This window comes from Paraburkholderia atlantica, from assembly GCF_009362785.1.
GTDB lineage: Bacteria > Pseudomonadota > Gammaproteobacteria > Burkholderiales > Burkholderiaceae > Paraburkholderia > Paraburkholderia atlantica.
Window position 1 is genome coordinate 117,944 of sequence record NZ_WHNQ01000004.1, and the last position, 25,365, is coordinate 143,308.

The 25,365-nt window shown below is 64.0% G+C and carries 23 protein-coding genes; 15 read left to right on the top strand and 8 right to left on the bottom strand.

Going from position 1 to position 25,365, the window contains the following annotated elements; genetic code table 11:
- Positions 1 to 21 precede the first annotated feature (21 nt).
- Genes GCT19_RS07200 through GCT19_RS07210 form a run of 3 tightly spaced genes read right to left on the bottom strand, consistent with a single transcriptional unit; the run spans position 22 to position 3,701 of the window.
- The gene (locus tag GCT19_RS07200) at positions 22 to 810 is read right to left on the bottom strand and encodes an enoyl-CoA hydratase/isomerase family protein (protein WP_152851486.1); all 789 of its coding nucleotides are present in this window, start codon (positions 808 to 810) and stop codon (positions 22 to 24) included.
- Positions 811 to 859: 49 nt separating this feature from the next.
- Entirely contained in the window at positions 860 to 2,467 is a 1,608-nt protein-coding gene (locus GCT19_RS07205; protein ID WP_152851487.1) for a carboxyl transferase domain-containing protein, read from the bottom strand.
- A gap of 52 nt (positions 2,468 to 2,519) precedes the next feature.
- Positions 2,520 to 3,701 (bottom strand): isovaleryl-CoA dehydrogenase, encoded by a 1,182-nt coding sequence (locus GCT19_RS07210; protein ID WP_152851488.1) that lies wholly within the window; start codon positions 3,699 to 3,701, stop codon positions 2,520 to 2,522.
- Positions 3,702 to 3,949: 248 nt separating this feature from the next.
- On the opposite strand from GCT19_RS07210, the gene GCT19_RS07215 reads away from it, so the two are divergent.
- From GCT19_RS07215 to GCT19_RS07225, 3 genes are all read left to right on the top strand, one after another.
- Positions 3,950 to 4,687 carry a TetR/AcrR family transcriptional regulator gene (locus tag GCT19_RS07215; RefSeq protein ID WP_013092088.1) on the top strand — a complete coding sequence of 246 codons (738 nt, stop codon included), beginning with the start codon at positions 3,950 to 3,952 and terminating at the stop codon, positions 4,685 to 4,687.
- 39 nt (positions 4,688 to 4,726) lie between these two features.
- Positions 4,727 to 5,650: a DUF72 domain-containing protein gene (locus GCT19_RS07220; RefSeq protein ID WP_408582373.1), complete on the top strand. Its 924-nt coding sequence runs from the start codon at positions 4,727 to 4,729 to the stop codon at positions 5,648 to 5,650.
- A 239-nt stretch (positions 5,651 to 5,889) separates the two neighbouring features.
- Positions 5,890 to 7,008, top strand: coding sequence for a 3-deoxy-7-phosphoheptulonate synthase (locus tag GCT19_RS07225; protein WP_152851489.1), 1,119 nt, complete (start codon positions 5,890 to 5,892; stop codon positions 7,006 to 7,008).
- A gap of 245 nt (positions 7,009 to 7,253) precedes the next feature.
- Here GCT19_RS07225 and GCT19_RS07230 read toward each other — a convergent pair whose 3' ends face one another.
- Positions 7,254 to 7,532 (bottom strand): HU family DNA-binding protein, encoded by a 279-nt coding sequence (locus GCT19_RS07230; RefSeq protein ID WP_013092091.1) that lies wholly within the window; start codon positions 7,530 to 7,532, stop codon positions 7,254 to 7,256.
- A 392-nt stretch (positions 7,533 to 7,924) separates the two neighbouring features.
- Between GCT19_RS07230 and GCT19_RS07235 the strand changes: the two genes are divergently transcribed.
- Together GCT19_RS07235 and GCT19_RS07240 are read left to right on the top strand one after the other, a co-directional pair.
- The gene (locus GCT19_RS07235; protein ID WP_152851490.1) at positions 7,925 to 8,278 is read left to right on the top strand and encodes a hypothetical protein; all 354 of its coding nucleotides are present in this window, start codon (positions 7,925 to 7,927) and stop codon (positions 8,276 to 8,278) included.
- Between the two features lie 215 nt (positions 8,279 to 8,493).
- Complete coding sequence (locus GCT19_RS07240; RefSeq protein ID WP_018434307.1) at positions 8,494 to 10,467, top strand: putative bifunctional diguanylate cyclase/phosphodiesterase; 1,974 nt, start codon at positions 8,494 to 8,496, stop codon at positions 10,465 to 10,467.
- A gap of 27 nt (positions 10,468 to 10,494) precedes the next feature.
- Here GCT19_RS07240 and GCT19_RS07245 read toward each other — a convergent pair whose 3' ends face one another.
- Positions 10,495 to 11,208, bottom strand: a complete 714-nt coding sequence (locus GCT19_RS07245) for a DUF899 domain-containing protein (RefSeq protein WP_152851491.1) — start codon at positions 11,206 to 11,208, stop codon at positions 10,495 to 10,497.
- 287 nt (positions 11,209 to 11,495) lie between these two features.
- Here GCT19_RS07245 and GCT19_RS07250 point away from each other — a divergent pair, with 287 nt between their 5' ends.
- Together GCT19_RS07250 and GCT19_RS07255 are read left to right on the top strand one after the other, a co-directional pair.
- On the top strand, positions 11,496 to 12,443 hold the full coding sequence (locus GCT19_RS07250) for a LysR substrate-binding domain-containing protein (protein ID WP_152851492.1): 948 nt from the start codon (positions 11,496 to 11,498) through the stop codon (positions 12,441 to 12,443).
- 82 nt (positions 12,444 to 12,525) lie between these two features.
- Positions 12,526 to 13,806 (top strand): MFS transporter, encoded by a 1,281-nt coding sequence (locus GCT19_RS07255; RefSeq protein ID WP_018434304.1) that lies wholly within the window; start codon positions 12,526 to 12,528, stop codon positions 13,804 to 13,806.
- A 6-nt stretch (positions 13,807 to 13,812) separates the two neighbouring features.
- On the opposite strand, the gene GCT19_RS07260 is transcribed toward GCT19_RS07255, so the two are convergent.
- A complete protein-coding gene (locus GCT19_RS07260) occupies positions 13,813 to 14,418 on the bottom strand; it encodes a peroxidase-related enzyme (RefSeq protein ID WP_013092097.1) in 606 nt (201 codons plus the stop codon).
- 178 nt (positions 14,419 to 14,596) lie between these two features.
- Here GCT19_RS07260 and GCT19_RS07265 point away from each other — a divergent pair, with 178 nt between their 5' ends.
- The 8 genes from GCT19_RS07265 to GCT19_RS07300 all read left to right on the top strand — a co-directional run bounded on the left by GCT19_RS07265 (position 14,597) and on the right by GCT19_RS07300 (position 22,360).
- Positions 14,597 to 15,013 carry a cupin domain-containing protein gene (locus GCT19_RS07265; protein WP_018434302.1) on the top strand — a complete coding sequence of 139 codons (417 nt, stop codon included), beginning with the start codon at positions 14,597 to 14,599 and terminating at the stop codon, positions 15,011 to 15,013.
- 284 nt (positions 15,014 to 15,297) lie between these two features.
- Positions 15,298 to 16,317 (top strand): VTT domain-containing protein, encoded by a 1,020-nt coding sequence (locus tag GCT19_RS07270; protein WP_184250292.1) that lies wholly within the window; start codon positions 15,298 to 15,300, stop codon positions 16,315 to 16,317.
- Between the two features lie 251 nt (positions 16,318 to 16,568).
- Positions 16,569 to 16,790: a hypothetical protein gene (locus tag GCT19_RS43270; protein WP_026228466.1), complete on the top strand. Its 222-nt coding sequence runs from the start codon at positions 16,569 to 16,571 to the stop codon at positions 16,788 to 16,790.
- Positions 16,791 to 17,056: 266 nt separating this feature from the next.
- Complete coding sequence (locus GCT19_RS07280; protein ID WP_152851493.1) at positions 17,057 to 17,866, top strand: gamma-glutamyl-gamma-aminobutyrate hydrolase family protein; 810 nt, start codon at positions 17,057 to 17,059, stop codon at positions 17,864 to 17,866.
- Positions 17,859 to 19,193: a glutamine synthetase family protein gene (locus GCT19_RS07285; RefSeq protein ID WP_152851494.1), complete on the top strand. Its 1,335-nt coding sequence runs from the start codon at positions 17,859 to 17,861 to the stop codon at positions 19,191 to 19,193. The genes GCT19_RS07280 and GCT19_RS07285 overlap by 8 nt, the downstream gene beginning before the upstream one ends.
- A gap of 49 nt (positions 19,194 to 19,242) precedes the next feature.
- Complete coding sequence (locus GCT19_RS07290) at positions 19,243 to 20,700, top strand: aspartate aminotransferase family protein (protein ID WP_152851495.1); 1,458 nt, start codon at positions 19,243 to 19,245, stop codon at positions 20,698 to 20,700.
- Between the two features lie 81 nt (positions 20,701 to 20,781).
- A complete protein-coding gene (locus GCT19_RS07295) occupies positions 20,782 to 21,516 on the top strand; it encodes an alpha/beta fold hydrolase (protein WP_152851496.1) in 735 nt (244 codons plus the stop codon).
- Positions 21,517 to 21,628: 112 nt separating this feature from the next.
- A complete protein-coding gene (locus GCT19_RS07300; RefSeq protein WP_152851497.1) occupies positions 21,629 to 22,360 on the top strand; it encodes a DUF2278 family protein in 732 nt (243 codons plus the stop codon).
- A 47-nt stretch (positions 22,361 to 22,407) separates the two neighbouring features.
- Here GCT19_RS07300 and GCT19_RS07305 read toward each other — a convergent pair whose 3' ends face one another.
- Both GCT19_RS07305 and GCT19_RS07310 read right to left on the bottom strand, forming a co-directional pair.
- Positions 22,408 to 23,826 (bottom strand): MFS transporter, encoded by a 1,419-nt coding sequence (locus GCT19_RS07305; RefSeq protein WP_152851498.1) that lies wholly within the window; start codon positions 23,824 to 23,826, stop codon positions 22,408 to 22,410.
- A gap of 59 nt (positions 23,827 to 23,885) precedes the next feature.
- Positions 23,886 to 25,340: an aldehyde dehydrogenase gene (locus GCT19_RS07310; protein ID WP_152851499.1), complete on the bottom strand. Its 1,455-nt coding sequence runs from the start codon at positions 25,338 to 25,340 to the stop codon at positions 23,886 to 23,888.
- Positions 25,341 to 25,365 lie beyond the last annotated feature (25 nt).

Here is a 25,365-nt window from a genome sequence, read left to right on the forward strand (position 1 = left end):
GGTTGTTGTTAGCGGGGCATGTTAGTTGCGCCAGCCCGGCGTGCGTTTTTCGAGGAACGACGCGACGCCTTCGCGGCCTTCGGCGCCGGCCCGCGTCTTCGCAATCCGCACTGCCGTGTCCTCGATCAGCGCGTCGCTCAATTCGCGGCCCGCGATGTCCTGCACGAGCCGCTTGCAGGCGCGCACCGCTTGCGGGCCGTTCGCGCACAGCGTCTGCGCGAGTTGCGCGACCGTCGCATCGAGCTGCTCGGCACTGGAGACCGCTTCGCTGACCAGACCCAGCCGCAACGCGGTCGCGCAGTCGAACGCCTCGGCGGTGACGAAGTAGCGCCGCGACGCCTGCTCGCCGAGCGCGCGAATCACATACGGCGCGATCGTCGCGGGAATCAGCCCGAGCCGCGCTTCGGACAGGCAGAAGTGCGCGCTGTCGACCGCGACGACAACATCGCACGCGGCTATCAGGCCCATGCCGCCCGCATACGCATCGCCACTCACGCGCGCGATCACCGGCTTGTTGCAGCGATATACCGCCGACAGCATGCCCGCGAGACGCATCGCGTCGGCGCGGTTCTCGTCGTCCGAGTAGCCGGACATTTTTTTCATCCAGTTCAGGTCGGCGCCCGCGCAGAACGCCTTGCCGTTCGCGGCGAGCACGACCGCGCGCACGTCGTCGCGCGTGTCGAGCGCGGTGAATGCGGCGGTCAGCTCGGCGATCATCGTTTCGTTGAACGCGTTGCGCACGTCCGGACGATTGAGCGTGACCGTCGCGAGCTGGCCGGCAACCTCGAGCTTCAGCGTTTCGTATTGCATGCGTTGCACTCCTTTGGCTGGCTTTGTCGCGGCGCGGCGCCGCGCGCCATCACATTCTGAATACGCCGAAGCGCGTGTCTTCGATCGGCGCATTCATCGCCGCCGACAGGCCGAGGCCGAGCACGTCGCGGGTCTGCGCCGGGTCGATCACGCCGTCGTCCCACAACCGCGCGCTCGCGTAGTACGGATGGCCCTGGTGCTCGTATTGCTCGCGGATCGGCTGCTTGAACGCCTCTTCTTCCTCCGCGCTCCAGCTGCCGCCCTTCGCTTCGATGCCGTCGCGCTTGACGGTGGCGAGCACCGACGCCGCCTGCTCGCCGCCCATCACCGAGATGCGCGCGTTCGGCCACATCCACAGAAAGCGCGGCGAATACGCGCGGCCGCACATCCCATAGTTGCCCGCGCCGAACGAGCCGCCGATGATCACGGTGAACTTCGGCACCTTTGCGGTCGCGACCGCCGTGACCATCTTCGCGCCGTTGCGCGCGATGCCTTCGTTCTCGTACTTGCGGCCCACCATGAAGCCGGTGATGTTCTGCAGAAACACGAGCGGAATCTTGCGCTGGCAGCACAGTTCGATGAAGTGCGTGCCCTTTAGTGCCGACTCCGAAAACAGAATGCCGTTGTTCGCGACGATGCCGACCGGATGCCCCCAGATATGCGCGAAGCCCGTCACGAGCGTCGTGCCGTAGCGCGCCTTGAATTCGTCGAACGCGGAATCGTCGACGATGCGCGCGATCACCTCGCGGATATCGAACGGCTTGCGCGTGTCGACCGGAATCACGCCGTAGATGCTCTGCGTGTCGTAGCGCGGCGGCTTCGGCTCCTGCAACACGAGCGGCGCCGGCTTCACACGATTCAGATTGCCGACGATGCTGCGCGCGATTCCAAGCGCATGCGCATCGTTCTGCGCGAGATGATCGACGACGCCCGACAGACGCGTATGCACGTCACCGCCGCCGAGATCTTCGGCGCTGACCACTTCGCCGGTCGCGGCTTTGACGAGCGGCGGCCCGCCGAGAAAAATCGTCCCCTGGTTCTTCACGATGATCGACTCGTCGCTCATCGCCGGCACATACGCGCCGCCCGCGGTGCACGAGCCCATCACGACCGCGATTTGCGGAATGCCCGCCGCCGACAGATTCGCCTGGTTGTAGAAGATCCGGCCGAAGTGATCGCGATCGGGAAACACGTCGTCCTGATTCGGCAGATTCGCGCCGCCCGAGTCGACGAGGTACACGCACGGCAAGCGGTTTTCGCTGGCGATTTCCTGCGCGCGCACGTGCTTCTTCACGGTGACCGGATAGTAGGTGCCGCCCTTCACGGTCGCATCGTTGCAGACGATCATGCACTCCTGGCCCGCGATCCTGCCGATGCCAGTAATCACGCCGGCGCCCGGCGCATCGTCGTTGTACATGCCGTACGCGGCGAGTTGCGACAGTTCGAGAAACGGCGTGCCCGGATCGAGCAGGTACGAGATCCGGTCGCGCGGCAGCAGTTTGCCGCGGCTCGTGTGCTTGTCGCGCGCGGCCTGGCCGCCGCCCTGCGCGAGCTGCTCGATCTTCGCGCGCAGATCGGCGACTAGCGCTTCGAGCGCCGCCGCGTTTGCGCGGAAGTCGTCCGAGCGTGGGTTCAGTTTTGATTCGATGATCGGCATGACGTGGCTTCTCCAGAGTGCCGTCTGTTGTTAGGGCTCACGCGCCCTTGCATCACAGCGTTTCGGCAAACAGCTCGCGGCCGATCAGCATGCGACGAATCTCGCTCGTGCCCGCGCCGATTTCATAGAGCTTCGCATCGCGCCACAGACGCCCGACCGGATACTCGTTGATATAACCATTGCCGCCGAGAATCTGGATCGCCTCGCCGGCCATCCACGTGGCCTTCTCCGCCGTGTACAGGATCACGCCCGCGCAGTCCTTGCGGACCTGGCGCACGTGGTCGTTGCCAAGCGTGTCGAGTTGGCGGCCCACCGCGTACAGATATGCGCGGCATGCCTGCAGCGTCGTGTACAGATCGGCGACTTTGCCCTGGATCAGCTGGAACTCGCCGATCGACTGACCGAACTGCTTGCGGTCGTGGATATACGGCACCACCGCGTCCATTACCGCGACCATAATGCCGGTCGGGCCGCCCGCGAGCACCGCGCGTTCGTAGTCGAGACCGCTCATCAGCACTTTGACGCCGCCGTTCAATGTCCCAAGGATGTTTTCCTCCGGCACCTCGACGTCCTGGAACACCAGCTCGCCGGTGTGCGAGCCGCGCATGCCGAGCTTGTCGAGCTTCTGCGCGACCGAGAAACCCTTCATGCCCTTCTCGACGATGAACGCGGTAATGCCGCGTGAATTCGCTTCGGGATCGGTCTTCGCATAGACGACCAGCGTGTCGCAGTCGGGGCCGTTGGTGATCCACATCTTGGTGCCGTTCAGCACGTAGCGATCACCCTTCTTCTCGGCGCGCAGCTTCATGCTGACCACGTCCGAGCCCGCGTTAGGCTCGCTCATCGCGAGCGCGCCGACGTGCTCGCCCGACACGAGCTTCGGCAGATACTTGCGCTTCTGCGCTTCGGTGCCGTTGCGATGAATCTGGTTCACGCACAAGTTCGAATGCGCGCCGTACGACAGGCCGACCGATGCCGACGCCCGCGAAATCTCCTCCATCGCGACCATGTGCGCGGTGTAGCCCATGTCCGCGCCGCCGTACTCTTCGGAAACCGTCATGCCGAGCACGCCGAGGTCGCCGAACTTGCGCCACAGGTCCATCGGAAACTGATCGGTGCGATCGATTTCTCCCGCGCGCGGCGCGATTTCTTTGGCGGCGAACGACGCAATGCTGTCGCGCAGCATTTCGATCTCTTCGCCGAGCGGGAACTGCAAACCGGGCAGATTGGGCATTGCGGTGTCTCCTGAGTTCGTGGGCGGCCGCTGACGGAACGCGAAGCGGCACGCGAAAACATGTCATGGCGCATTTCACGCCAGATTGACGTAAGCGTCAATAGGTATTTTTGAGCTTTACTCAGAAAATTTAGAAAACCGCGTCAGCACGCCTATTCAGTGCTAGGATCGCGCTTATCGGGCATATGCGCGGCCTTCTAACGCCGGTTTGCCCCTCAATCTGCATCGAAAATCTGAATCTGACTCATATGACGGTTGTCGAGAAGGCCGGATTACCTGTCTCGCGTCGCCAGCCGGCCGGGCGCAAGTCGCAGCAGCGCGTGAAGGAGATCCTTCAGGCGGGGCGCGACGTGTTTTCCGAAAAGGGCTACGAACGCGCAACGACCGCGGAAATCGCTCAGCGCCTCGGCATTTCCGAGGCGACGGTGTTCAGCTACTTTCGCGGCAAGCGCGAGTTGTGCGCCCGGGTTATCGGCGATTGGTACGACGAGATCATCGACGCGATCGAAGCGGGCCTGCCACGCGACGGCGACGTGCGCCAGCAGTTCGCGTTCATCGTGCGCATGCATCTGCGGCTGATGCTCGTGAACGGCACCGACCTATGCGCACTCGTGCTGTCCGAAGGTCGCGCGCGGCATCACGAACTGAGCGAAGCGCTGACCGAACTGCAACGCCGCTACACCGCGCCGTTGATGCGCGTGCTCGCGCAAGGCCAGCAAAGCGGCGAGATTCGCGTCGACATGCCGCTGCGACTGTTGCGCTCGATGGTGTTCGGCCCGATGGAACACGTGCTGTGGGACGCGACGCTCGCGAACCGGCAAATCGATATCGAGGCCACCGCCGATCAATTGATCGACGTGCTGTGGGCCGCGCTGACGCCCCCTGACCTCGCGCTTGGCGCGTTGCAGCGTTTTCGCGTGGAAGTGGCCGCAGCGAGCCGTCGTTTCGACGAAGCCAGCGCCGCGCGCCGCGAGAAAAGCGGCTAATCTACGAGCTTTCCCGCCGCAGCCCGAAGGAGAGCCCAAGTGCCCGCAGCGAAAAGCGCGAAGGAAAGCAGCAAGCGAAGCGACAAGCCTGACGAAGAACGCGGTGACAAGCCGCAAGCCGCACAGAAAGCGCCAACGAAAAAATCAACCGAAGCGCCGTCGAAGTCCGCGTCCGCCGCACGCATTCGCATCGGCATCGGCGGCTGGACCTACGCGCCATGGCGCGGGCCGTTTTATCCGGAAGACCTCACGCAGAGCCGCGAACTCGAATATGCGAGCCGGCATCTGACGTCGATCGAAATCAACGGCACGTTCTATGGTTCGCAGAAACCGGCCAGCTACGAAAAGTGGTTTCAGGAAACCCCCGACGATTTCGTCTTCTCCCTGAAGGCGCCGCGTTACGCGACCAACCGCAAGGTGTTGGCCGATGCCGGCGACACGATCGAGCGCTTCTTCGCAAGCGGCGTGCTGTTGCTCAAACAGAAGCTCGGACCGGTCAACTGGCAGTTCGCGCCGACCAAGAAATTCGACGCCGACGATTTCGAGTCCTTTCTGAAGCTGCTGCCGGCGAGCATCGAAGGACAGAAGCTGCGGCATGCGGTCGAGGTTCGTCATGATTCGTTCAGGACGCCGGAGTTCATCGCGCTCGCGCGCAAGTACAAGGTCGCGGTCGTGCTCGCGGCCGACAGCGAGTATCCGCAGATCGCCGACATCACCGCGCCGTTCGTCTACGCGCGCATCATGGGCACGAGCGACAAGCAAGCCAAAGGCTATTCGACGAAAGAACTCGACGCATGGGCCGAACGCGCGCGCCAGCTCGCCGCGGGTACCACGCCCGACGATCTGCAAACCTGCGCCGAGCCTCCCGCGAAAGCCGTCCCGCGTGACGTCTATCTGTATGTGATCAGCGGCTTCAAGGAGCGCAACCCGGCCGCCGCGATGGCGTTGATCAAGAAGCTCTGAATCCGCCAGCCGCCAAACCGGCGCGAGTGTCATAATCGCGCCAGCGCATCCGTGCGCGGTCGCGTCGGCGTCGCGTCAATTCCGACGCATGACCTTGCGTCGAACCTCGCCCGAGGCACGCAGCCAGCAGACCCGCACGGTCCACGTCAAATCCACGCAGCGCCCGCGCGCCTTCGTCGCGGCGGCGCTCGCATAGTCAGGCGGCAAGACCGCCTCATCAACCGATTGCGGAGAACATCTTGAGCGCCCTCGACAATCCCCTGCACGATCAGGAAGTCGGCTCGGCCGACGCCACCCAGGACACCACGCGCATCGACGACGTGCGCATCGGCGCGGTCCGGCCGCTGATTTCGCCGGCGCTGCTGCAGGACGAACTGCCGGTGCCGCCCGCGGTGCAGACGCTGGTCGAGAAGACCCGCGTCGAAATCGCCGACATTCTGCACGGCCGCGATGACCGGCTCGTGCTGATCGTCGGCCCCTGTTCGATACATGACCACGACCAGGCAATCGAATACGCGCGCAAGCTGAAGGCCGCCGCCGATCACTACCGCGACGATCTGCTGATCGTGATGCGCGTGTACTTCGAGAAGCCGCGCACGACGGTGGGCTGGAAAGGCTATATCAACGATCCGCGTCTGGATGGCAGCTTTCGCATCAACGAAGGGCTGCGTCGCGCGCGGCAGTTGCTGCTCGACATCAACGGTCTGGGGCTTGCCACCGCAACCGAATTCCTCGATCTGCTGAGCCCGCAATACATCGCCGATCTGATCGCGTGGGGTGCGATCGGCGCTCGCACGACCGAGAGTCAGAGTCATCGTCAGCTCGCGTCGGGACTGAGCTGCCCGATCGGTTTCAAGAACGGCACCGACGGCGGCGTGCAGATCGCCGCTGACGCGATCGTCGCGGCGCGTGCGAGCCACGCGTTCATGGGCATGACGAAAATGGGCATGGCCGCGATCTTCGAAACGCGCGGCAACGACGACGCGCACGTGATCCTGCGCGGCGGCAAGAAAGGACCGAACTACGACAGCGCGTCGGTGCAGGCAACCTGTGAAGCGCTGCGTTCAGCGGGTCTGCGCGAACAGGTGATGATCGACTGCTCGCATGCGAACTCGAACAAGTCGCACCTGCGGCAGATCGAGGTCGCGGACGATATCGCGCGGCAACTGTCGGCGCGCGAAGGCCGCATCATCGGTGTGATGCTCGAAAGTCATCTGGAAGAAGGCCGTCAGGATCTGAAGGCCGGTGTGCCGTTGCGTTACGGCGTGTCGATCACGGATGCCTGCGTGAGCTGGGCGCAGACCGAACCGGTGCTCACCACGCTCGCCGAGGCAACCCGCAAGCGTCGCGCCGGCTGACAGCACAACGCACGGACCGCGCGACCGCGGTTCGGCGACGACTCCACTCGCGACCCGATCAAGCCCGATCGAGGACGAGAACGCCAGGCCCCAAGATGCCAGGCACACGCGCCGCGCCAGTTGCCGGGCAAACCGCCAGGCGGGTTGGGCAGCGCGTGATCCTCACGCCTATCGCATCATTCACGCGTGCGCCTCACAGGAAGCTGCAAAGCGCACCGCGAATGCTCCGGCGTGATGCGCGTTGCTTACGACGCGTTGACGGCTTCCTTGAACGCCTTGCCCGCGGTGAACTTCACCGTCTTGGCCGCGGCGATCTGGATTTCTTCGCCCGTCGACGGATTGCGGCCCACGCGTGCCGCGCGCGCGCCGGTCGAGAACGAACCGAAACCGACCAGTTGCACCGTATCGCCGCTCACCACGGCCTTGGTCACTGCCTCGACGATCGCGTCGATGGTCTGGCCGGTTGCCGCTTTGCTTTCGCCCGTCGCTGCGGCGACTGCATCAATCAGTTCCTGTTTGTTCATAGCACTTCCCGTATGGTAATCATGGAACCGGCGCCACTCTAAGGCGCCGGGACCGACACACTAACGCATAGGCGCACCTTCGCGCAAACCCTTGGTGTAAGGCTTGTATCAAGGCCGGAGCGCCGGTTTGACGATTTTCCGTCGCAAACTGCCATAAGAATCGCGGGCTTATGCGCGCGCGTCGAGTTATTAGCGTTCGCCGCGCATCACAATCCGTTGCAATTTCAGTACTTTAGGTCGCGTTACGCGAGCCCGCGCGGCCTCCCCGATGACGATAGCCCTTTTCGCGAAGCGCGGGCGCGCTATTTGCAATACACGTCACAAGAAAACTTTCGGCAAGACATAAAAAAGTGAGAATTCGCCACTTTGCAACATGCGCGCTGCTTACCGTGATGTCATCGGCGGCTGCCGCGGCCGGCGACAACGCGTGCGCGACCCTCGTCGGCGCAACCAATTCCAGTGCCGCGCAGGGCTTTTCGCTCCGCGATGGCGAACCGGTCGACTTCGTCGGCGGCGCAAAAACGGTGCACGGCAAGCTGCTCGTGTTCAGCGACGGCGACGTGTTGCGCGCGTACTGGCAGCCGGACGACAGCCCGGAAAAATACGTGCTCGCGAATGCGGGAGCCGACGAGGTCCGGCTCGTCTCGTCAGCGCCACGGGGCACGCCCGCACCAGCCGGCCAGCCCGGCACTCCCATGCAGCCGCAGCGGGTGCTGTCGTGCCCCAACCTTGAGCATTTGCCATAGCGAGCTTTCATCGAGAGGCTCGCCACCGGCATCCAGCACAAACGTCTGCCTCCGGCGCCGCCAGGTAGTACTTACCGCGCGACGATTCGTAAGCATGCAGTCGGGTCACAGCCCCTCCGCTGCGATGCGCCTTTACCCCTCAAAACGCTCAAGTTAACCAGCTTTGCGCCGATATAAACAGCTGCGTTTAGCGCGCAAACGTTAAAAGGACGGTGATGGTTTGGCTCGCAAGATTGAAGAAGGTACTGTCGGTCGCCGATGGTGACCGTGCGCTGACGCGTGCACGGTTGCACGCGTTCAGCCGCCAGGTACCGCTTCTCTACTTCATCCTGCTCGTCAACACGGCGGCGGTCGCGGCGACGCATCTGGACAGCGCGCCGGCCTGGCTGTCGATATATATGCCCGGCGCGCTCGCCGCGCTGTGTGTACTTCGCTGCGTGCGCTGGTGGCGCAAACGCAACCGGCCGATGACGGACGCCCAGGTGGTCCGCGAATTGCGCGGCGTGACGTGGATCGTCGGCCTATTCGGCGTCGCGTTCAGCGGCTGGTCGCTGCTGTTGTTCCCGTACGGCGGTGCGTATCAGCAGGCGCAGGTCGCGTTCTACATGGCGACGACGCTGGTCGGCAGCATGTTCTGCCTGATCCACCTGCGCAAGGCCGCGCTTCTGCTGCTTTGCATCGTCCTCCTGAGTTTCTCCGGGTTCCTCGTGTCCAGCGGCTCGCCCGTGTTCTTCGCGATGGCCGTCGATATGACGCTGGTCGGCGTCGCGCTCGCGGTGGTCATCCAGCTTTACTGCCGCACGTTTGCGGACGCCGTGCGAGCGCAACGCGAACTACAGGCAAGCCATCAAAACACCCAACGGCTCAGCGACGACAACTACCGGCTCGCCAACATCGACAGTCTGACCGGCCTGCCGAACCGGCGCAGCTATTTCGCGGCGCTGAGCGCGATCCTGGAGCAGGCGCTCGAAACGGGCGGCGGCTTCAACGTCGGGCTCATCGATCTGGACGGCTTCAAGCAGGTCAACGACATATATGGTCACGCGAGCGGCGACCTCGTGCTGCAGGAAGTCGGCACGCGACTCGTGTCGATCAGCGAAACGGGCCTGATGTTCGCGCGCCTGGGCGGCGATGAATTCGGCGTGCTCGTGCGCCACAAGATGTCGAACGAAGCGCTGGTCGAGTTGGGACAGCGGATCTGCGACGCGCTCAGTCAGCCTTATCAGGTCGCCGACAATGTCGCGGAGCTGTCCGGCACGATCGGCTGGGCCGCATTTCCCGAAGCGGGCTCGACGGTCGCGCAGGTGTTCGAACGCGCCGACGCCGCGCTCTATGTCGGCAAGGAAAACCGCCGCGGCATGCCGGTGATTTTCTCGACCGAGCACGAAACGCAGATGCGGCGCCTAAGCCTCGTCACGCAGGAGTTGCGTCACGCGGACCTCGAAGCGGAACTGTTCCTGGAGTTCCAGCCGATCTACGATCTGCTCACCCACCGGCCGATCGGCCTCGAAGCGCTCGGGCGATGGCACAACGCGCGGCTCGGCATGGTCAGGCCCGAGGAATTCATTCGGATCGCGGAGCGTACCGAGCTGATTCTCGGCATCACCGACGTGCTGCTGCGCCAGGCGCTCGCCGAAGTCGCACACTGGCCGGGCGATCTGTATCTGTCGTTCAACCTGTCCGCGATCGATATCTCGACGTCGGCGCGCGCCCGTCGCCTGATCGACATCGTCGCGGCAAGCGGCGTGTCGCCGCATCGCGTGACGTTCGAAATCACCGAAACCGCGTTGACGCGCGATTTCGAGCAGGCGCACAGCGCGATGACGATGCTCAAGCAGGCCGGCTGCAGGATGTCGCTCGACGATTTCGGCACCGGCTATTCGAGCCTCAGCTACGTGCACCGCTTGCCATTCGACGCGATCAAGATCGACCGCAGCTTCGTCTCCGACGTCGATACCAACAGCGCGTCGAAGAAGATCATCAAATCCGTGATCGACCTGTGCCGCAACCTCGGGCTCGAATGCGTGGTGGAAGGACTCGAAACGCCGTTGCAGGCCCAGGTCGTCAAGGCGCTCGGCGCGCGCGCGGTGCAAGGCTATCTGTTCAGCCTGCCGATGCGGGCAAGCGCGGTCGGCACGTTTCTATGGACCGCGCTCGCGCAGAGCCACGCGGCGGAGACGCACTCCTAGCGCTCGATCGCTTCGCGGCAGTGCCGCTCAGTACGTCAGCTTCGGATACCAGTCGGTGCCGCGGCCGCCGGGGGTCATGTCGAGGATCGTCCATAGCGGCATCAAATCGGGCGCGCCGCGCGGGTCCTGCCCGGGGTCCGACGTCGATGGCCCCATCTCTTCGGCCCAGAAGTGCCGCACGACACCGCCCGTGCGCGTGAATACGTTGAGCGCGGGAACGTCGTCGGCGGCGGGATCTTCGGCTGCGTAATCGCGATTGAACGTGTTGCCGCCCGACGAATAGAGCCGCAGATGCCGCCAGCCGCGCTCCTGCTTGAACGCGACGAGCTTGTCGATCGGCGAACGGCCGATCACCGCGAACGCGACGCGCTGCTGGATATCGGGCATTTCGCCGTCCCACGCGCTCAGCAGCGACGTGCACATCGGGCACGGCTGCTCGCGCTGCGGTCCGAACATCCAGTTGTAGGTCACGAGCGTGTCGTGCGCGCCGAACATCTGCGATAGCGTGGCCGGGCCCGCTTCGCCGTCGAAACGGTAATCCTCCGGCACGATACCGCCCGCCGGCAGCGCGCGGCGCTGCGCGGCGACGCGCTCGATCTGGCGGCGCAACTCGATCTCCTCGGCGAGCAATGCGTTGCGCGCGCGTCGATATTCGGGGCTCTCGCCGGGAAAGCGTTGAGGCAGGTCGGCCAGTTCGCGGGCCGGTTTCAGTGTGTGCATCGAAGTGTTTGCGTCGTTCATCAGCCATCTCCTTGTGAGAAGTCGTGCGAAAAACGGACGGAAGACGGGCGGCCACCAGCGCTTTACCGCCCTTCCTATAAGAGACGACGGATGAGACCGCGGAAAATCGACATGCCTTGCGATGATTTTTGAGCGGCAGCCTTTTCGCAGCGTTTTGCCGACGGTTCGACAACGCACTCGCGAGCGCCACCGCAAGGTATGCTTGCGCCAGACAGCACGCCCACTACACTCGCCAACACCACGCGGCACGCGCGCCACGCACGACGCGGCCGCCTTGGGGAACGCACATGCCGCTTCGTCTGCCACCCCTGCCCGCGCTCCGTTTTTTCGAAGCGGCCGGCAGGCATCAAAGTTTCAAGCTCGCCGCCGCCGAGTTGAACGTCACGCCGAGCGCAATCAGTCATGGCATCGTCGGCCTCGAGGAAGCGCTCGGCGTCGAGCTGTTCGTGCGCGAGCCGCGCGGCATCTCGTTGACCGCGGTTGGCGCGGATTATCTGTCGTACGTCTCCGAGGCGTTTTCGCTGATCGCAATCGGCACGCAGCGTCTGCCCAATCAACGCGCGGATCGGTCGGTCACGCTCAGCTGCGCGCCGACCTTCGCGTCGCGCTGGCTGCTGCCGCGCCTCGGAAGTTTTCGCGCGCGCTGGCCGAATATCAACGTGAGCGTGGATACATCGCGTCGCCAGGTCGGTTTTCCGGTCGACGGCTTCGATTTCGCGATCCGCATGAGCCGCGCGCCGGTCGCCGGCACCGCATGGACGCGACTGTTCGGCGAGCGTTTCGTGCCCGTGTGCAGCCCCGCTTACCTGGCGACACTGCGCGACGAGCGCGGCGTCCCGAGCCTGCGACGCGCGACGCTGATTCACGTGAACGCCGCGAGTGAAGACTGGCAGATGTGGCTCGATGCAACCGGCACCGACGGCATCGACACGACGGGCGGCTTGCACGTCGACACGATCCAGCTCGCCTTCGAAGCAGCCAGCATGGGCCTCGGCGTCGCGCTCGGCCGCAAGCCGCTGGTCGACGGCGACCTGGCGAGCGGCGCGCTGGTCGAGGCTTGCGCGCCCACCATCGCATCCACCACCGCCTACTGGCTGGTCAGCACGGAGAACGCGGACAGCGCGATCCGGCGGCCCGAGCTCGCCGATTTCCGGCGCTGGCTCGTCGACGAGGCGGCCGCCTTCGACGCGCATGCCGACGCGGCCGCGGACGGCGACCTGGCAGCGCACAGGTGAGCCACGCTCACCTGTCGTCGAAATCTTTTCCTTTGCCGGCCATGCGGCGGGCTGCGACGATGGTGGCCAAGGAGAAGCCGCCATGTCGACCACCCACAGCAAGCAACCCACGCCGGCCCTCGCTCCGGCGACGACCGTCACCACGACGGTCGTGATCGTCGCCGCTGCGCTGATCCTGAGCGCCGCGATGGGCATTCGCCAGACCTTCGGCCTGTTCATCGGCCCGTTCTCGTTCGACCGCGGTCTGCCGGTCACGCTGATCGCCTTCGCGATCGCGCTGCACAACCTGGTGTGGGGCTTCGCGCAGCCGTTCGCGGGCGCGGCCGCGGATCGCTATGGCTCGGCGCCGGTGGTCGCGTTCGGCGCTTCGACGTTCGCGGCCGGCCTCGCGCTGTCCGCGGTCGCGCCGAGCGGCGCGCTGCTGGTGATCGGCATGGGGCTGCTGGTCGGCATCGGCGTCAGTTGCACGACCTTCGGCGTGGTGTTGCCGGCGGTCGGCCGCATGGCGTCGCCGGAGAAGCGCAGCGTCGCGATGGGCCTCGTCAGCGCCGGCGGCTCCGCCGGACAGGTGCTGATGGTGCCGCTCGTGCAAGGCATCCGGCTGCACGCGGGCATCGCGACCTCGCTATTCGTGCTCGCGTTCGTGATGCTGCTGATCGCGCCGCTCGGCATCGTGCTCGACCGTCGCGCGCAGATCCATGCGACAGGACAGGTCCGGATCGACGACGCACCCGAGACTTCGCTGCGCGAGGTTCTGTCACAAGCGACGCGCCATCGCGGCTACCGCCTGCTGACGCTCGGCTTCTTCACCTGCGGCTTCCAGCTCGCGTTCATCGCGACTCATCTGCCCGCGTATCTGACGCTGTGTCATATGCCGATCGGGCTGGGCGCCACCGCGCTGGCGCTGATCGGTCTATTCAACATGGCGGGCAGCTGGGCTTGCGGTTGGCTCGGCGGCCGGTTCCGCCAGCATCATGTGCTCGGCTGGCTTTATCTGATTCGCAGCGCGACGATCGCCGCATTCTTCGCGCTGCCGAAAAGCGCGGTGTCCGTGGTGATTTTCGCGGCCGTGATGGGCCTGACGTGGCTCGGTACCGTACCGCTGACGAGCGGGCTCGTCGCCAAGGTGTTCGGCACGCGACACCTGGGCAGCCTGTTCGGCGTATGCTTTCTGAGCCATCAGATCGGCTCGTTTCTCGGCGCGTGGCTCGGAGGCCTCGTGTTCGATCTGACGGGCTCGTACTCGCTGATATGGGTCGCGACGGTCGCGGCGGGATTGATCGCGGCACTGCTGCATTTCCCGATCGACGACACGGCGGTGACGACGCCGGCGCGGCGTTCACCGCGTCCCGCTCAGGCTTGATGCAGCTTACTTCTTCGGCGCATCCGCCGCGGCTTTCGGCACACGCCCCATCAGATAGAACTCGTCGTTCGGACGCATCGAGATCACGTTCGCCATCCGGTTCGATAGACCGAAAAACGCGGTGATTGCCGCGATGTCCCAGATGTCTTCATCGGTGAAGCCGTGGCCGCGCAGCGTCTGGAAGTCTTCTTCGTCGACCGTGCCCGACGCGCGGCACACCTTCAGAGCGAAATCGAGCATCGCCTTCTGGCGCTCGGTGAGGTCGGCCTTGCGATGATTGACCGCGACCTGGTCGGCGAGCAGCGGCGCTTTTTCGTAGATGCGCAGAAGCGCGCCGTGCGCGACCACGCAGTAAAGACAATCGTTGACCGCGCTCGTCGCGACCACGATCATCTCGCGCTCGCCTTTCGTGAGACCGCCCTCTTTCAGCATCAACGCATCGTGATAAGCGAAGAACGCGCGAAATTCGTCGGGCCGATGCGCGAGCGTCAGAAACACGTTCGGCACAAAACCCGCCTTCTGCTGCACTTCGAGAATGCGGGCGCTGATATCCTCGGGCCACTCGCTCGGCTCGGGGACCGGGTAACGGCTGATGGGCTGAAGCGTGGCCATGCGCTGTCTCCGTGATCTTTGTCTGGGATATGCCGACCATTGTAGCAACGCGTTTTCGCGGTCGCCCGCGCTTCACCCGGTCGGCTCGATCACGTCCGATATCGCCGCCCGCATCGTCTAGACTTTCAGTTCGGCATGCGTGAAGCCGCCCCGCACGGCGGCGACGAAAGGAGCAACCATGTCAAACGTGACGCACGACGCGCGGGCCACTGTGATCAAGGTGCGCCCGGAACGGGAAATGGCGACGATGCAGCGGCTGCCTTATTTCGTCGGCATTTCGGCGCGCACCGCGGGCACCACCGGCCTGTCGATGTATATGGTCGTGGTCCCGCCTGGCGGCCATGCGGAGCCGCACTATCACGCCGACTACGAAACCGCGATCTATATGCTCGAAGGCAGAATCGAGACGCGCTATGGCCCGGGCTTGCGCGAGTCGGTCATCACCGAGCCGGGCGACTTTTTGTTCATTCCGCCGGGCGTGCCGCACCAGCCGTTCAATCTCGACGCGAACGCCGCGGCGCGCGCGATCGTCGCGCGCAATCAGGCGAACGAGCATGAGCGCGTGGTGCCCTATGATCCGTCTGTAGATGCGTAAGGTGACAGGCCTCTTTCCGTACCACCTTGCCTGAAGCGACGCGAATCCCGCTGCTCTGTCCGTGTTGATCCACTTGCCGCGCGGCGCATGCAGCCTGCATGGCGCGGTGGGTCTCGCCCTTCCCCGCGCCCATTCGTCGCTCGCGCGCCACTTCGTCGGCGCACTTTCATAACGCCGACTCGCCACCTGTGCTTAAATCCGTCTTTCGCGTCGCTAGAGGCTTGTATGGGCCTCGGCCCGGACGATTTCTTTTTCCCTTTCTTTGCCTTATCAGGAGCGCGGTTGTGTGGCATTTCCCGGTCGCTATTCCACCGTCTGCGGGCGTGTGGGCCGTCTTCATGAGCGTGCTCGTCACGCAGCTCGGCATGCCGATTCCGGCCGCGCCGATGCTGATTCTCGCTGGAACGATGGCCGCGGTGGGCGAAGCCTCGTACCTGAACATGATCTGCGCGGCGGTCAGTGCGACGCTGATCGCCGACTCGCTATGGTTTTTTACCGGACGCGCGTATGGGCGCCGTCTGCTCAATTACCTCGTGCGCTTCTCGCTGTCGCTGGACACCACGGTGCGCGTCGCGCGCAATACCTATGAGCGCCATGGCGCGCCGATTCTGACGGTTGCGAAGTTCCTGCCCGGTCTCGGCCTGATTTCCGCGCCGCTGCTCGGCACGACCGCGATCGGCGTCGGCGTGTTCTTGTTGTGGGACATGGTCGGTGCGACGCTGTGGGCGAGCGTCTGGATCATCGGCGGCGCCGCCTTGCACGATGAGATCGTCCAATTGATGCTGTTCGTGCGGCACAACGGCGGCACGATCTTCGATACGTTCGCGGTGATCTTCGCGGCGGCTCTGCTGTATCGCTGGCTGCGCCGTTTGCAGTTTCGCCGCTGGCTCGCGCATGCACGCATTTCGCCCGATCAGCTCGACGCGATGATGAAGTCGAACGAACCCCCGCTGATTCTCGACGCGCGCCCGCACACCGTGCGCGCAAAGGAATCGCATCGCATTGCCGGCGCACGGCCGCTCGATCTCGAGTCGCCCGATCCGATTCATCCGGAGTATCTGAAGCGGCCGATCGTCGTCTATTGCGTGTGTCCCAACGAAGCGACCGCGAAGCGCATCGTCAGGCAATTGCATCGCAAGAACATTCACCATGTGCGCGCGCTGAAGGGCGGACTCGATGCGTGGGAAAAGCGCGGCTATCCGGTCGAGCCACTGCCACCCGATTTCAATACGGCGATGGCGCACATGCTCGAAGACAAGGGCAACGAAGGCGAATACACGGTGCGCGCGCGTCTCGCGGAGTGAACCAACAGTCGACAAAGCAGACGGCATCACGCTCGATGCCGTTTTGCCAAAAAACAAAAATAAATTGACGGCATTTTTAGCTCGTATATCCTAGCTATTGGGAGATCGCGTGCGCGGCGCTGCGAATTAAGCTATTACCGTTTAGTACCGTTTCTTCTCGATCGACCCGTGTCCTGTTTCTTCATTCAAAATCCGCTGTGGATTCGAAACAGGCCGTTCAATACCCTCAACTACGCCAGTCGAGTGTCATCGTGAGAGTCCGAGGCCCTTTGGTGAATTGGAATCGCAGTCAGGCGCGTTGTACTTGCACTGACGGCGCCAGCGCCGACGGCAGCAACGGCAGCCTTGCGTTTCGCCGCTTTCTGTCCGTCATCACAGTCCTGTCGCGTCGTTCCGTTCGACGCCGCAACGTCCTCTCCGCACGCGCGTTCATCGCAGTGCGCACAGACGAAGTCGCTTCGCTGCTGCCGTAGCGCCTCTCTTCTTTAGTCTCTTTTCGCGGCTCGATTCATCCGTTTGCACGCGTTTTCGCGAGCTGTCTGCTTGCGTCCGCGCGGTGCTGACTGATTGCCGCGCATCGCGACGGATTCAATCGAACCGCTTTTAATCTGACTAGCGCTGCGCGTTATTGCGCGGATTCGCTTTGGCGTCGACTCGCCTTCGCGGTTTCTCATATCGTCGCGCCCTATTTAACGCCGTTCACCTCGTGTGCGGCGTGGGATCGACACGCCTATTCGTTATGCGAAACCAACCGATAGTAGGAATCACCGCCGATAGAACGATGCTCGGCGCTCATCCATCGCACCTGGCCGGTGAAAAGTACATCGCCGCGATCGTCGAGGGCTCGCGCGCGCTCGCGATGCTGGTGCCGGCTTTCGGCGAACGTCAGTGCAGCGACGATGTGCTCGCCGCCGTCGACGGTTTGCTGTTCACCGGCAGCTATTCGAACGTCGAGCCGTGCCGTTACGGCGGCGCTTCGAGCGAGCCCGACACATTGCACGACCCCGCGCGCGATGCAACCACGTTGCCGCTGATCCGCGCGGCAGTGGCGGCGGGCGTACCGGTTCTCGCCATCTGCCGCGGCCTGCAGGAAATGAACGTGGCATTCGGCGGCACCTTGCATCAAAGCGTTCATTCGGTCAGTGGACTGAACGATCATCGCGAGAACAAGGACGACTCGCTCGACTTGCAATACGCCATATCGCATTCGATCGTGCTGACGCGCGGCGGCGTGCTACAGCGCCTCGCGGGCGGCGCCCACGTAGCGCGGGTGAATTCATTGCACGCTCAGGGCATTGCACGACTCGGCGTAGGCCTCGACGTCGAAGCCCTCGCCGCGGACGGCCTGATCGAAGCCATCAGCGTCAGCCACGCCCGCACATTCGCGCTCGGTGTGCAATGGCATCCGGAATGGAGACATGCAGACGATGCGTTATCGGCCGCGATATTCCGCGCCTTCGGCGACGCGTGTCGCCAGCGCATGAACACACGAAACCCTGCACGCATGTCTCCGGTCGCGGATCAAAACAGAGAGAACAATCATGCATGACATCGACGATTTTCTGAAAAAGCATCACGTCACCGAAATCGAAGCAATCATTCCGGATATGGCCGGCATCGCGCGCGGCAAGATCATTCCGCGCAGCAAGTTCGAATCGGGCGAATCGATGCGTCTACCGCAGGCGGTGATGATTCAGACAGTGACCGGCGACTATCCGCAAAGCGATTCGCTGACCGGCGTCACCGATCCCGACATGGTGTGCGTACCCGACGCGAGCACGATCCGGATGATTCCGTGGGCAGTCGATCCGACCGCGCAGGTGATTCATGATTGCGTTCATTTCGACGGCACGCCGGTCGAAATCTCGCCGCGCTGCGTGTTGCGCCGCGTGCTCGATCTGTACAACGCGCGTGGCTGGAAACCCGTGATCGCGCCGGAACTCGAGTTCTATCTGGTCGATATGAACCGCGACCCCGACCTGCCGCTGCAACCGCCGGTCGGACGTACGGGTCGCGCGGAAACCGGACGCCAGGCGTATTCGATCGAAGCGGTCAACGAGTTCGATCCGTTGTTCGAAGACATCTACGAGTACTGCGACGTGCAGGAACTAGAAGTCGATACGCTGATACACGAAGTGGGCGCCGCGCAGATGGAAATCAACTTCATGCATGGCGATCCGCTCAAACTCGCGGACAGCGTGTTTCTATTCAAGCGCACCGTGCGCGAAGCGGCGTTGCGCCACAAGATGTACGCGACCTTCATGGCCAAGCCGATGGAAGGCGAACCGGGCTCGGCGATGCACATGCATCAGAGCCTCGTCGATATGGAAACCGGCCGCAACCTGTTCACCGCCGCCGACGGCGAACCGACGTCGCTTTTCACCGGCTATATCGCCGGCTTGCAGAAATACACGCCGGCGCTGATGCCGATCTTCGCGCCGTACATCAATTCGTACCGGCGTCTGTCGCGTTTCATGGCCGCACCGATCAACGTCGCGTGGGGTTACGACAATCGCACGGTCGGTTTCCGGATTCCGCATTCGACGCCGGTCGCGCGCCGCATCGAGAACCGGATTCCGGGTGTCGATTGCAATCCGTATCTGGCGATTGCCGCGACCTTGGCCGCGGGTTATCTGGGCATCACGCAGCGGCTCGCCGCAACCGAACCGCTGGCGAGCGACGGCTACGCATTGCCCTACCAATTACCGCGCAATCTCGAAGAAGGCCTGACGTTGATGAGTGCATGCGAGCCGATTGCCGAAGTACTCGGCGAGCCGTTCGTCCGCGCGTATCTCGCGTTGAAAGAGACCGAATACGAAGCGTTTTTCCGCGTGATCAGTTCGTGGGAACGCAGGCATTTGCTGCTGCACGTGTGAGTGCCGCGGGCCAATCGGTCAATCAGAACTTTGGAAAGACGGAGGCAGTATGAGCTATAAGACCGAAGACTTGATGTATGCGGAGAAGGGAACGCCCGAACGTGGCGGCACGATAGACGCGCCGACCTCGCAAGCCACATGGCGAAGCACCGCCGAATACCGCGCACTGGATGCCGCGCATCACATCCATCCGTTCTCGGATATGGGCTCGCTCAACCGCGCGGGTTCTCGCGTGATCGTCAAGGCGCAAGGGGTGTACCTGTGGGATTCGGACGGCAACAAGATCATCGACGGCATGGCCGGACTGTGGTGCGTGAACGTCGGCTACGGACGCCATGAACTCGCCGACGCCGCCTTCCGGCAGATGCAGGAACTGCCGTACTACAACACGTTCTTCAAGACGACCCATCCGCCGGTGATCGAACTGTCGGCCCTGCTCGCCGAGCTAACGCCGGCGCCATTCAATCACTTCTTTTACTGCAACAGCGGCTCGGAAGGCAACGACACCGTGCTGCGCATCGTCCATCAATACTGGGCGACGCAACGCCAGCCAGCGAAGAAGTTCGTCATCGCGCGCAAGAACGCTTATCACGGGTCGACGATCGCGGGCGGTACGCTCGGCGGCATGGCTTACATGCATGAACAGATGCCGTCGAAAGTCGAGAACATCGTGCATATCGATCAGCCCTATTTCTTCGGCGAAGCAGCAAGCGATCAGACGCCGGAAGAATTCGCGCTGGCTCGCGCGCGTCAGCTCGAAGCGAAGATTCTCGAACTCGGAGCGGACAATGTCGCCGCATTTATCGGTGAGCCTTTCCAGGGAGCGGGTGGCGTGATCTTTCCGGCCGACACTTATTGGCCGGAAGTCAAGCGCATTTGCCGGAAGTACGACGTGCTGCTCGTAGCGGACGAAGTGATCGGCGGCTTCGGCCGAACCGGCGAATGGTTCGCGCATCAGCACTTCGGCTTCGAGCCGGACCTGATCACGCTCGCGAAGGGACTAACGAGCGGTTACGTGCCGATGGGAGCGGTGGGCCTGCATGATCGCATCGCCCGCGCACTGATCGACAACGGCGACTTCAATCATGGCCTCACCTACTCCGGGCATCCGGTCGCGGCGGCCGTCGCGCTTGCCAATCTGAAACTGCTGCGCGACGAGAAGATCGTCGAGCGCGTCAAAGCGGATACCGGTCCGTACTTTCAGAAGAGACTGCGTGAGACGTTCGCCGCTCATCCTATCGTTGGCGAGATCAGCGGCGTGGGCCTCGTGGCGGGGGTGCAACTCGCCGAGGTGCCGCTCGAGCGCAAGCGCTTTGCGAATGGCGGCGATGTCGGTGCGCTGTGCCGCGACTTCTGCTTCAACGGCAATCTGATCATGCGCGCGAGCGGCGACCGGATGTTGCTGTCGCCGCCTCTCGTGATCAGCCGGCCGGAAATCGACGAAATCGTCTCGAAGGCAAAAGCGGCGATCGATGCGACCGCGCGGCAGATGGGCATGCTATGGTAAGGCGGATGAATGACCACTCGACGATGGCGTCGTATCGAGTGTGATTTCTTTTATCCGTTCAACGCATCACAGGACCCACCCATGACCCACCAAATCGTTTTGCTCCCTGGACTGCTTTGCGACGACGCAGTGTGGGCCGATCAGCGCGGCGCGCTTGGCGCGATCGGCGACTGCTTCGTGCCCGACTACGGCATGCGCGACTCGCTCGGCGCGATGGCCGAGTTCGTGCTCGAGTCGGTTTCGGGAGACCGCCTGCTGGTCGCGGGTCATTCGATGGGAGGACGGGTCGCGCTCGAAGTGTTCCGGCGCGCACCGGAACGCGTCGCCAGTCTCGCATTGCTCGACACCGGTTGCGCTCCGCGCGCTGCCGGCGAGGCCGGCGAAAACGAGCGCGCGCAGCGGCTGAGGCTGCTCGAACTCGCGCGCGCGAAAGGCATGCGCGCGATGGGCAATGAGTGGGCGCCCGGCATGGTCAACGCTGACCGCCACGATTCCGCCGTCTACGAGGCGGTGCTCGACATGATCGAGCGAAGCACGCCAGATAAATTCGCGGCGCAGATCCGTGCGTTGCTCGATCGTCCCGATGCGACGGCGCTGCTTCACGACATCGCGTGCCCGACGATGATCGTGTGTGGACGCGATGATAAATGGAGTCCGCTGGCGCGTCATGAGGAGATGCACGCGCAGATTCGCGGCTCGAAGCTTCGCGTGATCGAACGAAGCGGTCACATGTGCACGATGGAGCGACCCGACGATGTGACCGAAGTGCTGGTCAAATGGGCTCGGTGGGCAGCCGGGTTCGAAACGGCTCGTTGATCTGTTTGCCGTTCGCCGCGCGGTCCGCACGATCCTGTTTATCGACGATTGGCACCTTATGCGTGGGTGCGAGTCGCTTTCCGTTCGTCAACTTCGACAAGGTCATTCAGTCATGAACGAATACTGCATGTTCAAGGGAAAACTGCTGCGCGCGGCGCCTTTCAAGGATTCGTACGTGGGCAGTCCGCACTATGTGATTACGGTGACTGGCAACGACAACACGCCATTCAATATCGTCGTCAATTCGGCATCGACGCAACCGGGCGCAAGCGGTAACGACGACGTGTACTTCTATGCAGATCTGAACTTCGCCGATCCACTCACCGCGAAACTGCAGGCCCTGAACCTCGGCCTCTACACCAGCGGCTTTCCGCGGCTCGATTACTTCCAGGACAGCAGCCTGCTCGACATTCACCGCATGCGGCCGGTCCCCTACGAGGATCAAAACGGCAATCGCGCCGACGTCAACGACATCATCGACGAAATCCTGAGCATCGACGAAAGCAAGCCGTCGCAAAGCCTGCCTTACGACAACGGCAGCGGTCAGCTGCATAACCGCGATTTTTGGACACCGACGACCGCAGGTATCGTCGTCTATGGGTTCGGCTTTCTGTTTCTGCCGAAGAAGGACGGTCTTCACGAAACCCACATGAATCAGGGCAATCCGCGCGGCCCGCATTACAACGAAAACGGCGCCTTCCAGGACGGCGCGGTGATCGTGCAGCGCGCCGACGGATTCGCCGCGATTTTTACCGCGTTTCAGACGCAATATTTGCCGACCAACGCGGCCGGCGATCCGGCCGCGAATGCGGTGGCGTTGCCTGTTTATATTCAACGAGGTTGATAGCGTCGCTACGCACGCCGGGGCATCGCGACGGACCTTCGCATCGGTCAGCGCGCGGTCGCGGCGCCTCGCCGTGGAATATGCCGCTGCACCACCGCCAGCGCGATCAGCACGATGACCATCGCGATACCGAGCATCAGCAGATAGCCCGATGCGCCGCCGGCCGTGATCACCGCGGCGCCCGCGAACGCGCTCAGAATCGCGCCGACGCGGCCGAATGCGAGTGCCGACGCAGTGCCCGTTGCACGCACACTGGTCGGGTAGACGTAGGCGCACAGCGCGTACATCGTCGATTGCACCGCATTGACGAACAGCCCGTGCAAGCCGAGACCGACGATCATCAGCGCCGTATGCCGCGTCGCGCTGACACCGAGCAGCATCCATGCGCTCGCGACGCCGCCCGCGCAGCACAGCAGCAACGGCCAGCGCGAGCCGTAGCGCCCGATCGCCAGCGCGCACAGCACCGCGCCGATTACGCCGCCGAGGTTGTATGCGCTCAGGCCATAGCCCGCGAGCGACACGCTCAAACCCTCGCTCGTCAGCATCGACGGCAGCCAGCTGAATGCCGCGTACACAGCGAGCAGGCACATGAAGAACGCGCCCCAGATTGCGACGGTGTCGCGCGAACGGCCATCGCGGAACAGCGCAGTGAAGCCAACGTGTTTCTCAGCGCTTTGTTCGCGTACGTCGGTATAGCTCGCATCGGCGGGCACGTCCCGCCCCATGCGCCGCAGCAGCTTCGCGAGTTCGGGCCAGCGATGCGGACGGCGCGCCATAAAACGCGGCGATTCCGGCAGCGCGGCGACGAGGACGATGCCGAGCACGAGCGGCAGCACCCCACCCGCGACGAACAGACCGCGCCAGCCATAAACCGGCAGCACCTGCCCGGCGAACAATCCCGCGACCATGCCACCGAGCGGCACGCACAGAATGGTCGCCGTCACCGCGAAGGTACGAAAGCGCGCGGGCGTGAATTCGGCGGTCAGCGTCGTCGACGTCGGCAACGCGCCGCCGATGCCGAGCCCCGCGATAAAGCGCAGCGTCGCAATGGCCGCGACGTTCGGCGCGAGACTGATCGCGCAGGTCGCGAGGCCGAACACGAACACGCTGCCGATCACGGCCCAGCGGCGGCCGAAGCGATCGGCGAACAGCCCCGCGAACGCACTGCCGATGCCCATGCCGATCAGCCCCGACGCGACCACCGGCGCAAACGCATTGCGCGTGATGCCCCACTCCTTGATCAGCATCGGAATCGCGAAGCCGATCAGCTGGCTGTCGAAACCGTCGACGACGATCGACAGCGCCGCCAGCACCACCGCGATTTTCTGCAGCAGCGTGTAGGGGCCGTCGTCGAGCGCATGACCGATGTCGACCGTGTTGCCGCCGCGCGCGATGCCCGCGAGCGCCACGTTGTCGCGCGCGGTCGAGGTCGAGGGCGCGGCCGAAGCCGGAGGAACGTAATTCATCGACAGGTCTCCGTTGTTTGCGCTGCACGCGCGTTGTTCGATTTTTTTGTTGTCGGCAGTTAGAACGGATAGTGACGCGGGGTCGTTTGCAGCGTGACCCAGCGCAGATCGGTGAACTCCGCGATCCCCGCCTTGCCGCCGAAGCGGCCGAAGCCACTCGCCTTCACGCCGCCGAACGGCATCTGCGCTTCGTCGTGCACGGTCGGACCGTTCACGTGACAAATGCCCGACTCGATGCGCTTCGCGACGTTCAGCGCGCGCGCCGCGTCGCGGCTGAACACCGCCGCCGACAGGCCGTACTCGTTGTCGTTCGCGCACGCTATCGCGGCTTCTTCGCCGCGCACGCGCACGATCGGCTTGACCGGCCCAAACGATTCGTCGTGATAGATGCGCATGTTCGCCGTCACTCGATCGAGCAGCGTCGCGGGCATCAAGGTGGTCTCGCTCTTGCCGCCGCACACGAGCGTCGCGCCCTTGGCGAGCGCGTCGTCGATCAGCGCATTGCAGCGCTCGACGGTGCTCATGTCGACCACCGAGCCGAGCACGACCGGCCCCTTGCGCGGATCGCCGAGCGGCAACGCGCGCGCACGCGCGGCGAGCCGTTCGACGAACGCATCGGCGATGCTGTCGTCGACGATGATCCGCTCGGTCGACATGCAGATCTGCCCGGAATTCGCGAACGCGCCGAACACAGCCGCATCGACGGCGGCGCCGATATCGGCGTCGTCGAGCACGACGAGCGGTGCCTTGCCGCCGAGTTCGAGCACCGAGGGCTTCAGATTGCGCGCGCACGTTTCGGCGATCCGGCGGCCCACGCGCGTCGAGCCGGTGAAGTTCACGCGGCGCACGGCCGGGTGTTCGATCATCGCGTCGACGATGCGCGCGGCGTCGGCCGGCGCATTGGTCACGAAGTTCACGGTGCCGCGCGGCAGACCCGCCTGCTGCATCGCCTCGACGATCAGGCCGTGCGTGGCGGGGCAGATCTCCGAGCCCTTCAGCACGACCGTGTTGCCGCATGCGAGCGGCAACGCGATCGCGCGCACCGCCAGAATCACCGGCGCATTCCACGGCGCGATGCCGAGCACGACGCCCGCGGGCTGGCGCACGCCCATCGCGAGACTGCCGGGCACGTCAGACGGAATCAGTTCGCCGGCGATCTGCGTGGTCAGCGCGGCCGCTTCTATCAGCCCGGCCGCCGCGAGATGCACGTTGAAGCCGGCCCAGATGCCCGACGCGCCGGTTTCGGCCGCCATGGCGGCGGCGAACGCGTCGGCCTTCGCTTCGAGCGCGTGCGCGGCCTTCGTCAGCAACGCGCGGCGCTCGCCGGGTCCGAGCGCGGACCACACCGGAAAGGCGGCCGCTGCGGCATCGACGGCGGCGACGGCATCTTCGACGGTCGCGGCCGGTGCGCGCGTCGCGACTTCGCCGTCGAGCGGATTGCGGCGCTCGAACGTCGCGCCGTTGCGTGCCTGGACCTGTTCGCCGCCAATCAGCATCGATACGGTTTTCGTCATGTGTTTGTCTCCTTGTTCGTGAACG